Source organism: Rubripirellula reticaptiva (genome assembly GCF_007860175.1).
GTDB lineage: Bacteria > Planctomycetota > Planctomycetia > Pirellulales > Pirellulaceae > Rubripirellula > Rubripirellula reticaptiva.
Window position 1 is genome coordinate 1,072,150 of the sequence record NZ_SJPX01000001.1, and the last position, 11,613, is coordinate 1,083,762.

The window sequence follows — 11,613 nt, forward strand, 5'->3', positions numbered from 1 at the left end:
GTCGAAGGGCGGTTCCGTGCGGGGCTTGATCGCAGCGACAAAGTCGTGATCATTGCCGCTACTTAGACTTCTGACTCGATATTCTCCTGTGATACACCATGTCCACTGTTTCAGCTAATGATTTTGCTACGATCCGCTACGACCGATTTGCTCGTCGTTTTGCGAATCTCGTCCGTAGTGCTTTCAGTTACGATCGTCTGAAGCGTTTGACTGATGTGGTGATTGCATCGACGGTGATTGTGATTCTGTCGCCCATGTTCGTGATTGTGGCGTTGCTGATCAAATTCACGGACTTCGGGCCGATACTGTTTGTACAGACTCGAATCGGCCAAGACGGCGTGCCGTTCTCGTGTTTGAAGTTTCGCTCGATGCGAGTCAACGCGGACGAGTTGAAGGCAAAGTTGCTTTCAGAAAGCCATCATAAAGATGGTCGTACGTTCAAGATGCGTAAAGATCCGCGTATCACTTCGATCGGCCGGATCATTCGTAAATTCAGCATTGACGAAATGCCACAGCTTTGGAACGTCGTGCGTGGCGAGATGAGCTTGGTTGGCCCTCGTCCATCATGCCCGCAAGAGGTGGCGATCTATCATCGCGAAGATTGGCAACGGCTTCAGGTCAAGCCAGGTTTGACTTGCATTTGGCAGGTTCGTGGTCGCGGTGACATCCCCTTCGAACAACAAGTTCAAATGGATCTCGAGTACGTCGAAGAGCGTAGTCTATGGCTCGACTTTAAGTTACTTGTCTTGACTGTCCCCGCGGTTGTGCTTGCCAAGGGTGCCTACTAGTCCCCTTTGAAGCTACTTTCGAATCATTCGACGAGTGGCATTTTCGATACATTTGTTGATTGGTCTTCGAGCCTTGTCTTTTGTAATGCTTTCACGTTCTCAAACCCTCATAGATTCCAGCCAGGATCGATTGGCAAACCAATCACCTATGTTGGCAAGAAAACGGGTTGGCATTGTGGAAGGGCCAAATGTCAGCCGCATGGGGTGTCTATCACGGATGGACATTGACGGTTTCGAATTGCAACCGCTGCGAACGATACCGGTGCATCGTTTGGGCAATGAAGATCGATTTTGGTCGTTCTCGCAATTGTCCGCCGATTCAAACTATGACTTGGTCCACGCGACGAACACTATTCCGCTGAATGCAAAGCGTTTTGTCGTGTCATTTCATGACGATCCGGCTCGGCGGCATGTGACGGGCAAACCGTGGCAAGAAAGATTGGGAACGCGAATACTCTCTTCGCCATCGTGCCGGGCAATCACGACACAGAGTGAAATCGCCAAGCGTCAACTTGTCGATCGGTACTTGTCAATTGGAATGACCGAAGCAGCAAAGAAGGTCATTGTCTATCGAGGTGAGGTTGGCGACAGCTATAGCGTACCGCGTGCCGCGTTCGCGGCAGTCGACGCGCGAGCGAGTCAATCGGAATTCGAAGGGCCATTACGATTGATTTTTATTGCTGAGGACGCGTTGGGCATGGGATTGTTACCGACCCTTGACGCTTGTGAATCGCTGCGTGCAGTTGGCACAGATATCCGGTTGACGATCGTTTCGACTTTGGCTTGTGGTGTTGACACCGTGCTGGGGCGATTTGCTCCATCGCGAGAAAGTCTTCACAACCGGATTCGGTCAGCGAATTGGGTAAAACATTGGGCGCCGCCATCGCGACGACGCGTGCGTCAACTAATCGCGAGGAATGATTTAATTGTGATGCCAGCGCTCGACAATGTATTTGGTTGGCAATTGGTTGATGCAGGGATGGAAGGTTGTCCGGCAATCACAACAAACGTTTTTTCGCTACCCGAGATTGTTGAGAATGAACAAACGGGATTGGTCATTTCATTACCAAAGAACAAATCTGAATGTTGGGTTGGATCGACACTGTCTGACAGTGTCAAACGCGATGCCATTATTGACGCCAATCACATTTTGCGTGATCAACTGACGATTCTGATTGCTCGTCTAAATTTCGATCGTGGCCGACTGCGAGAGTTGGGTATGGCGGCGCAAGCGAAGATGCAGCTCATGTTCGGACAGGCTGCTGCAGCAGAACAATTGCGACAGGTTTACTGCAATGCATGTTGCTGAATTGACCGTCAAATCAGAATCGACCAATGCAAGCGAATCGTCGTTCGACTCGGTCGACGAATTTTCGAAGCCTGAAGATCGCCAAGGTGTCTACGTCGCAGGGCCTTCGCGGACGGTTCTAGGCGCGTCCGCTTGGTCGATGGCTGGGTATGGATTTAGCCAGTGTTTTCGATTAGTCAACAACATGGTGTTGAGCTATTTGTTGATGCCGGAAGCATTCGGAACAATGGCAATTGTTAATTTGGTCGTCGTAGGCATAAGCATGTTTTCCGATGTGGGTGCCGGACCTTGCATCATCCAAAACGATCGCGGTGATCACTTCGAATTCTTGAACACCGCCTGGGTGATTGGAATCTTTCGTGGTGCGGTCATTACGTTAATCGCAGCTTTGTTAGCGATGCCTGTAGCAAGTTTTTATCAATTGCCAGAATTGGTTTGGTTGATACCGCTCGCATCGTTAACGGCGCTGATCAACGGTACCGCATCGACGGCGATTTACACGTCGCAGCGACATCTTGACCTTAAGTCACTTGCTTGGTTAGACATCCGATCGCAGGTGATCGGCAGCATCGCAATGTGCATTTTGGCGTTTTATTGGCCGACCGTGACGTCGTTGGTGCTTGGAACGATCGCAACGGCCGTCGCGCACACGATATTCAGCCATCGAATGATTTCGGGTTATCGCAATCAGTTCGCGTTCAGTCAAACCGATGCCAAGAAACTGTTCCATTTTGGACGCTGGATCTTTGTCAGCACTCTGATGATGTTCGCAGCGATGCAGGTTGACCGTATGATGATGGGCAAGCTGTTCGACATAGGAACGCTTGGCGTCTATAGCTTTGGTTTGGCGATCGCAATGTTGCCACGGATGGTAGTCGAAAAACTTTCGTCCGGGATTCTGTATCCCGTGTTGTCGCGATTCGCTCGCGGTTCTAGCGACGGATTGATGCCACAGTTGCGATCAGCCCGCGGTTCGATCCTGGCAGTGGGAGCCGCAATGGTTATTAGTGTGTTTGTGACGTGTCAGGACTTTTTTGAGTTCTTGTATCACGAGGACTACCATGCGGCCGGCTCGATCTGTCAGTGGTTATGTCTTTCGGCTTGGATCGCGATGCTGACAATGACATTGTCGCCTGCCTTAGTCGCGATGGGAAAGACGAAAGAAGTTGCAAACTCAAACTTTGTGAAGTTGCCTGCAACGATCATTGCATCATTAGCTGGCTTTCACACAGCCGGTCTAAGCGGATTTATTTTGGGATTGGCGATTGGTTCACTTATTGCGCACTTGGTCGTTGTCGATGCGTTGGCCAAGACTGGAATGTTGCTGGTCAAACAGGATTTAGTGACCACCTCCGTCGTGGTGTTGGCGATGGTTTTCGTCGTCTTTGTGCAGAACGCAGAGACGATCACTAAAACAGAAATGCGGGTAGCGTTCGCGCTTGTCGCCATCTCGTTTTGGATGTTGGCGATAGTACAGGTTCGCCAGTATCGGAAGGCCGAGCGAGCCAAACCGTCAACATCGATGGGCTGAGAAAATGGCTGCATCCGCCAAGTCCACCGTTGTCGTAGATACGCGGTTTGCTTCTTCCATGTTGTCGGGAACGCAACGCCGTTTCAGATTGGCTGTTTTCGTCGGTATCGCATCAGAGTCTTTTGCATCCGCTGGGGCGTATAGAAACCACCCAGAACCGTCTGTTCTTGGTCCCTGAGCTTGGAATGATGCACCCGTTTCTCGAGTGCTTCAAAATTTCGACTCAGGCACTCTGGTTACCAGAGTGCCCGCAGTGGAGTGGATTTGCACCACGTTGTTTCGAAAACGCGGTATGCCGCGTGTTTATCGAATTCAGGTTTGTGCGATTTGAGTCGTCTACAATTGAAGTGGTGTTTGTGTGGCAATAGGAGGTGATGTAAATCGCATATTGGAGCGTGAAAAACCTTGAATATGGATTGATTGCGGTGTTAAATGGTGGCAAAGCACATTGAGGTTAAGGTCACGTGACCACTTCATTCGAAAGGTGATCGCTGGCGAAGTGCACTGATTTTTGACGTTGTGACTCACTGTGTTTGATTGGTTTCATATCGTCATCAAATATCTTTCGCGATGCATCGGTAAATACAATGATTGAGTTTGAGCTTAACAACGACGTGGGGCCGAGCTTGGATCCATGTGTGTTCTTGTTCGGATGTGACCGTTCGGGCACCACGTTGCTGCGAAGCATGATGAACAGTCATCCCGAATTGTTGATGACTTACGAAGCACCGGCATCGATCATGTTAGAGGGTGCGTTTTCCGATGGCGGATATCGCGCTGTGATTGATGCGATGCGTTGTTTCCCCCAGTTTGATTCAGTGAACTGGGTGGGTGTGATTGACGAATTGTCAGAGTTGGAGAACGTCTCGTTAGCCGACACCGTGGGAGCCGCCTATCGAAATCTTTTGGTTCATGTTGGCAAGAGTCGCTGGGGTGACAAGACACCGGCTTACACCCGATTCATTGACACGCTCGCCGAGATGTACCCAAATGGAACGTTCATTCATATCGTTCGTGATCCTCGCGCGGTCGCGTTGTCTTGGATCGCAGCAGACTGGGGGCCAAATACCGCATTTCACGCTGGCCGTGAATGGTTGCAGCGCGTATCCGAAGCCAATGTTTCCATGGAGTTACTTCCCGAGTCACGGAAGTTGACCGTCCGTTATGAGGACTTGATGGCTTCCCCAGAACAAGTCCTAAAGACGATATGCGAAAAGGTAGACATCGATTACTCGAGTGAGATGGTGGTGTCTCGCGGAAAAGAGAGCAATGCGATGCCTGACCAATATCTCCAAAAATTGCATGCTCGTAGCCAGGAACAATTGGATCCATCGCGAAGCGAACGGTGGCGTTCGATGAATCGCCGTCAGATCGGGATGATCGAGGCGAATTCTTGGGAATTGATGCAAGAGTTTGATTACGAACCTTGCAACAGTTCGGCTCCACAGGTTTCATCGGTTCAAGTCACCGCATGCAAACTTGAAAACCGATGTCGTCAGTTCCTCAATCGATTTCGACAACACGGCACGGCACCGCCCTTCCCGTTACCACAGAATGATTGACGGGTTGGGGATTGAAGAGGCGCGTCGTTAAAAATTTGCGACCCACTTGTATTCTCGCCTGAAGTCGGCAGCCCTATTCAGTGAATTGGACGAACTGTTGTTGGCCGGTGACGTATCGCCACTGAACGATTTGCTGTTGAACAGCAATTTCGGCAGCTTGCTTCTTTAATAAAGAATCGATCAAGCTTGCTTCGGCGCGAATTTTCAAGTCAAGTGAGCCTTCGCCTTCACTGAACAGTTCGTTGCGTCCTTTGACTTGGGCGCGAGCGGTTTCAACTCGCTCAGTCTGAATGCGCAGTTGTTCGATACTCGTTATCACATCTTCCCAAGTTCGGGCGACTTCTGCGGCGATTTCTTGTTCGACCCGATCTTGCTCGGCAATGGCTCGTGCAAGTTGCAATTGAGCACGGCGAAGCGCCGCACAAGCGGCACGCTGGCCAACCGCACGAGTGAATTCAAGCTGGACAACCCAGTCATTGAAGCGATGCTCGGATACGGTTTCGATTGCTTCATCGAGTGCACTTTCGAGGCCCGTGACAGCGTAGTCGACTCGTAGATTCAGATCGGGGCGTAGGGTATCCGCGGCCAGTATGACAGCAAGTTGTGTTGCTCGGATGTTGGCCTGGGCTGCCAATACTTCGGGGCGGGACATTGCCGACATGTCGCCAATTTCTCGCTGGATATCAGCGCTGACGTTTGGCTCGTCGATCGCGAAATCATATTCGATTTGGCTAAGAGGTAAGCCCATCAATTGAATCAACGTGATTCGAGTCTTCTTAACCGCATTTAGCGCGAGTGCGTCATCGATTCGAAATCTCTGCCATTGGTCGTTGGCTTGTTCAAAATCGGGCAAGGTGCCTTCGCCTAGTTTGAGGGCTTCTTTTTCGAGCTCAAGAGTCTTGAGTGCTGTTTGAACAGCATCCTGAGTCACTTTGTGCGCGCGTTGAGCAAGTTTCCAATCCCAGTAGGCGTTCTGGACATCTCGTAGCGTTTTGTTGACTTCGGCCTGAAACTCGTGTGCGGCCAATGACTGATTCGTTCGCGCGATTCGCAATGGTGCTGTGGTCACGTTGCGACCCCTACCTTTACCAAGCGGTTGAATCAAGCTCAGGTTGATGTCAGTACCCCAAGCTGGATTCAGGAACGTGAAGTTACCGACTGGGGTGTCGTACAAATAGTCCATTCCCAAACCTGCGCTGATCGTACCACCCGTTTCAAGCAACTTGGTGATCGACAAGACGTTTTGGTTTGGTGCACCCAAGAAGTCATTTCGCTGCTCGTTCGCACCGGGCGTAAAACCGCCAGGCAAGACACCACCGGTGTTGATAAAGTTTCGGTATTGGCGATTGAGCTGTCCGCCGCGAATGCCTGCGTTGAACACAGGGTCAAAGACTGCACGCTCACTTGAAACAAAGGTGTTGACCTCTTGCGGCAGATAGCCCAACACCGTGATGGATTTGTTTTGAGACAGAGCAACTCGCACCGCTTCGGAAAGCGATAGCGGCTGAGTTCCGACGTAAGACGGTGTTTCTGCCGAATCGAATAGTGAGCTGTCGTTCGGATTGGGTAGCGACTCTTCCTCGGCGTCCTTCTCCTCAGCTTCGGCCTTTTCCTTAGCTTTCTCTTTCGCCCTCTTTTCAGCTTTCACTGATTCGGCCGCCTTGGCAGACTTTTCTTCTTCGGCGCGCTGCAGGGCTGCGGCAGCCTTGGCTACTTCATCATCGTTGATCGCCATCGGCTCGGCAACCTTCGGAGTGACCGTTGTCTTTACTGCTGCGGGATTCGATGATTCGAGTTTTGTCGCGGGCGGAATTTGCTTAACAACTTCAACTTCGTCGACTTCCTTGACCTGAAAGTTAGCGAATGGGTCGTTAGACGCAACCACGACAACGGGTTCACCGGCAACGATTGGCCGACCACCGGTCAAGGCAACCTGTCCGGGGGCACCGTGTTGGTCGCGAGCGTTGATCAGCTCTTCGGAAGAAATACGGTTGGGAATGCCGGTGGTTGGGATCGCTGGTAAGACTGCGGATGAAACTTGAGCGGCTGGTGCGACAGCAAAGTTTGCCGGTTGAGCTTCTGTGACGATCGCACCTTTGTCGGCTGGATTAAACAATTTTGCCGTCGAAACAACACCGTTGGACATTGGGCTTGCACATCCACTTACCGAAGTCAGCAGGGCACTCAACAATGCTGCTCTTTTGGTGTGTTTAGATCGCAACATGGCAACGAATACTCCGACGTGCCCGAAGGCGGTTGTTTTCCATAACAAAGGGGGCATCGATTGATTCGGATCAATCGTCCCTACGGAGGTATCGTCGCGCAAACCATCGGGATCGAAAGATCCTTCTGAAATGTCGCCTCGTACCGATCTGGAAGACTTTGTCGGCTGTCCGGTTTGTGGCGAATTTGGGCTACAATCCGGCTTTAGTTCGGTAAGATTCTCTCGATTTGGAAGGTTTCATTGTGATTTTTGTGACCGGCGCGGCCGGACAGCTCGGTAGCGCTCTGTGTCATACGCTGGGAGACGACTGTTTGGCACTGACGCGAGATCAACTTGACATTGCCGATTCGGCATCTATCGAGGCGTTGGTTCTGGCCAAGCGGCCAGACGTGATCGTTAACTGTGCGGCTTATACCGCGGTCGATCTAGCGGAGGACGAAGTTGAAAAATGTCGCAACATCAATGCGACAGCTGTAAAGTCGTTTGCTGACGCAGCAAATAAGGTAGGCGCGTTGTTGGTCCAGATCAGCACGGACTATGTATATGGCGGTGCGACAGTGTCGGACGGTGCCAATCGAGAGGACTCGCCATTGCGTGCACAAGGCGTCTACGCAAAAACGAAGCTCGCGGGTGAGGAGTTCGCCCAGACTTGCGCCAATCATTTGATCATCCGCACTTGCGGTATCTATGGTCACCTGCCAAAGCCAAAGAACTTCGTCGAGACGATGTTACGAGTTGGCGCCGACCGCGACGAACTGCGTGTCGTCGATGATCAATACTGCAACCCGACCTCCGCTGCGACCATCACCGGAGCGATCCTTGCACTGATCGATTCTAAGGCTCGTGGAGTCTTCAATGTCGCCGCATCACCAGCGATGACATGGTGTGATTTCGCTCGCGAGATTTTCAAGCAAGCGGACATGCCGACAAAGGTCGTTCCGATCACGACCGAAGAGTTTGGTGCCAAAGCTGAACGTCCTCGATACAGCGTCGTGGATACGTCGAAGTACACCCGCGTGACAGGGAAAACGTTACCCACGATCAATGATGACTTGGCAAAGTATTTGGCGACCCGGTCGTAAGCTGGATCGTCGACCGTTGAATTTTAAAACCTAATTTCACCGAGGTTGTTTACTGTGATGAAGCGTCTTGGATTGGCTGCCATTGGCTGTGCCTGTTCCCTAGTTCCGTCTTTCTCTTTCGCCCAAACGGGTTCCGCGACTGCCATGAAGTATCCCGATACCGTGACTGTGGATGTGACCGATGATTATTTCGGACGAAAAGTCAATGATCCGTATCGTTGGTTGGAAGACACCGAAAGCGAAGCGACAGCAGCTTGGATTGAAGCTGAGAATAAAGTGACGCAGAACTATTTGCAGTCGTTGCCGCAACGCGAGCCGATACGAGCGAGGCTGGAAGAGCTTTGGAACTATGAACGCTATAATTTGCCGGCGAAAAAAGGCGACTTCTATCTGTATTCGCACAATGACGGACTTCAAGATCAAAGTATTTTGTACAAGGCCTCGGGGTTGGACACAGATCGAGAGATTTTGATCGATCCCATGACGTTTTCCAAAGACGGCACGGTCGCATTGGCGGGAACGGCAACGTCGGATGACGGAAAACTAATCGCTTATGGACTTGCCGACGGCGGCAGTGATTGGCGTACTTGGAAAGTTCGCGATGTTACCAGCGGTAAGGATCTAACAGATGTCGTTGAGTGGGTGAAATTTAGCAGCATCGCATGGAAACCCGATAGCAGTGGTTTTTTCTATTGCCGTTACGATGCACCGGTCGAGGGTGCCGAACTGACCGGCACGAACGAAAACCAACGGATGTATTTTCACAAGCTAGGTGACAAGCAGAGCCAAGACACTTTGGTGCTCGAGCGACCTGATCAGCCAAAGTGGGGTTTCTCGCCCGTTGTGACAGATGACGGTCACTACTTGGTGATCCAAAACTGGCGAGGCACCGAGCCGCAATCGCAAGTCTTCATCAAGGATCTTCGTGATGACGATGCGTCTGTGGTCCCGATGATTACCGGATTTGACGCTGACTTCGTTTGGGTGGCGTCCGTTGACGATACTCACTACTTTGTCACCGACCACGAATCACCGAAGCGTCGCTTGATCGCGGTACCCGCCGGTGCCGAAAATCGTGATGCGTGGAAAGAAGTGATTGCCGAAACAACCGACGTGTTGGAATCAGCCAGTCTGTTCGGTACGACGTTCTATGTTTCGTATTTGAAAGACGCGCGGGGACGTGTGACACGGCATCACATCGACGGAACAGTGATCAACGAACTTTCACTACCCGGTGTAGGAACAGTCGGCGGATTCAGCGGCAAGCAAGATGCGAATGAAACGTTCTTTAGCTTCACCAACTATGTCACACCAACGTCGATCTACCGCGTTGATTTACAGACCGGAAAAGTGAGCCTGTGGCGACAACCCGAAGTTGCCTTCAACGTTGATGACTTTGTGACCGAGCAACTGTTTTGCAAAAGCAAAGACGGTACGAAGATTCCGATCATCGTGACTCGCAAAAAGGACACCATTCTTGACGGCAGCAATCCGACGATGCTGTATGGATATGGCGGGTTCAACATTTCGATCACGCCGGGTTTCTCGCCGGCAACGGTTGGCTGGATCGATGCGGGCGGTGTTTATGCGGTCGTCAATCTGCGCGGTGGCGGTGAGTATGGGCGCGAGTGGCATGAGGCCGGCATGAAGCTGAAAAAGCAGAATGTGTTTGACGACTGTATCGCGGCCGCCGAGCTTTTGATTGCGAAGAAGTACACGACTGCAACGCGTTTATCACTGTCGGGTCGCAGTAATGGTGGGTTGCTCGTGGGCGCTGTCGTGACACAGCGACCAGATCTGTTCGGCGCATGTTTACCGCAAGTCGGTGTGATGGATATGCTCCGCTATCACAAGTTCACAATCGGCTGGGCATGGGCATCTGAATTTGGCAGCAGCGACGAAGAAGATCAAGTCGATAACCTGCTGTCCTACTCGCCGCTTCACAATATCAAACCGGGCGTCTGTTATCCGGCGACATTGGTGACCACGGCCGATCGAGATGACCGCGTCGTGCCGGGGCACAGTTTTAAGTTTGCGGCGGCACTGCAGGCAGCTCAGTCGGTTGCACCCAACTGTGACCGCCCGACGCTGATTCGCATTGAAACACGCGCGGGACATGGGGCAGGAACGCCGGTCAGCAAGCAGATCGAAGAGTACGCCGATAAGTGGGCGTTCTTGCTGGAAAACTTGAAGTGATTTAAGACCGAACAACGCCCCGCTCGGACTCAGATGTCAGTGCGGGGCGAAGTGTGTCGGTATCTTGAAACTACTTCAACGACTTGTAGCGGATGTTCTTAAATTCTGCCCACATGGGTTTACCCGCATGCAGTTGCACGCCAAACAAGCCTTTGCTGAATGACTTGTCGGTCGCATTGTCGGTGAAGTCCAGCAACAGTTTGCCGTTGAGGTAGTGCTGGATGTGATTGCCTTTGGCAATGATGACCACGTCGTTCCAGTCGTCTACTTTCATGAGCTCTTTGAATGCGGCTTGATCCATCAAGTCATTTCGTAACACCTTTTTGCCGTCTTCGTTCCATTCGGCGACTTCGCCAACGATGCAGATACGTCCACGGGTGCCGCGTTCGTCATAGATGAATCCGGGGACGTTGGGGAAGTCTTCTTCGTTGCGTCCTTCGTACTGATAACCTTTTAATACCCAGTCATTCTTGACGCCTTTGGTGACGTGTTGCGATCGGTACATGATGCCCGAGTTGTTGGTCGCATTGCAGCGGAAGGACAAGCGAACTTCCAAATCATCCATCTCGTCATCAAAAATCAAGAACGTGTTTCCGGCGGCTACGTTCTCAGCGGTCGTTTCGCCGCGGATGACACCATCTTTGACGGACCACAGGCGGGGATCACCGCTCCATCCTTCGAGGTCGGTACCGTTGAAGATTGTGATCATGTCGGCCGATTCGGCTGGCGCGGTCAAGGCCAAGTCTTCGGCAGAAAGCAGCGAGCACGCCGAAAAGGTGGCAAGCACGGTTAGAGCGAGAGCGCGATACATAGGGGAGGTCTCCGGAGGGATTTTCAATTCGAGGAAGATGGAAGTTTAGAGTGGGCAACATAGCCAAGTCAGCCGCCGAGTATGACTGCTGATCCCCAGCGACTCAAATG

At 51.7% G+C, this 11,613-nt stretch carries 8 protein-coding genes; 6 read left to right on the top strand and 2 right to left on the bottom strand.

Going from position 1 to position 11,613, the window contains the following annotated elements; all coding sequences use genetic code 11:
• Window positions 1-98 precede the first annotated feature (98 nt).
• The 4 genes from Poly59_RS03865 to Poly59_RS03880 all read left to right on the top strand — a co-directional run bounded on the left by Poly59_RS03865 (window position 99) and on the right by Poly59_RS03880 (window position 5,190).
• Entirely contained in the window at window positions 99-788 is a 690-nt protein-coding gene (locus Poly59_RS03865) for a sugar transferase (RefSeq protein WP_146532709.1), read from the top strand.
• Window positions 789-936: 148 nt separating this feature from the next.
• Window positions 937-2,097 (top strand): glycosyltransferase, encoded by a 1,161-nt coding sequence (locus Poly59_RS03870; protein WP_186776001.1) that lies wholly within the window; start codon window positions 937-939, stop codon window positions 2,095-2,097.
• Complete coding sequence (locus tag Poly59_RS03875) at window positions 2,084-3,628, top strand: oligosaccharide flippase family protein (protein WP_146532711.1); 1,545 nt, start codon at window positions 2,084-2,086, stop codon at window positions 3,626-3,628. Before Poly59_RS03870 ends, Poly59_RS03875 begins: the two co-directional genes overlap by 14 nt.
• Before the next feature lie 587 nt (window positions 3,629-4,215).
• The gene (locus tag Poly59_RS03880) at window positions 4,216-5,190 is read left to right on the top strand and encodes a sulfotransferase family protein (protein ID WP_146532712.1); all 975 of its coding nucleotides are present in this window, start codon (window positions 4,216-4,218) and stop codon (window positions 5,188-5,190) included.
• Between the two features lie 73 nt (window positions 5,191-5,263).
• Here the strand turns inward: Poly59_RS03880 and Poly59_RS03885 are convergent, their stop codons facing one another.
• Entirely contained in the window at window positions 5,264-7,336 is a 2,073-nt protein-coding gene (locus Poly59_RS03885; RefSeq protein ID WP_186776002.1) for a TolC family protein, read from the bottom strand.
• 320 nt (window positions 7,337-7,656) lie between these two features.
• On the opposite strand from Poly59_RS03885, the gene rfbD reads away from it, so the two are divergent.
• Together rfbD and Poly59_RS03895 are read left to right on the top strand one after the other, a co-directional pair.
• Window positions 7,657-8,496: a dTDP-4-dehydrorhamnose reductase gene (rfbD, locus tag Poly59_RS03890; RefSeq protein WP_186776003.1), complete on the top strand. Its 840-nt coding sequence runs from the start codon at window positions 7,657-7,659 to the stop codon at window positions 8,494-8,496.
• Window positions 8,497-8,640: 144 nt separating this feature from the next.
• A complete protein-coding gene (locus Poly59_RS03895; protein ID WP_246151362.1) occupies window positions 8,641-10,692 on the top strand; it encodes a prolyl oligopeptidase family serine peptidase in 2,052 nt (683 codons plus the stop codon).
• A 70-nt stretch (window positions 10,693-10,762) separates the two neighbouring features.
• Here Poly59_RS03895 and Poly59_RS03900 read toward each other — a convergent pair whose 3' ends face one another.
• Window positions 10,763-11,503, bottom strand: a complete 741-nt coding sequence (locus Poly59_RS03900) for a 3-keto-disaccharide hydrolase (RefSeq protein ID WP_146532716.1) — start codon at window positions 11,501-11,503, stop codon at window positions 10,763-10,765.
• Between the last annotated feature and the right edge of the window lie 110 nt (window positions 11,504-11,613).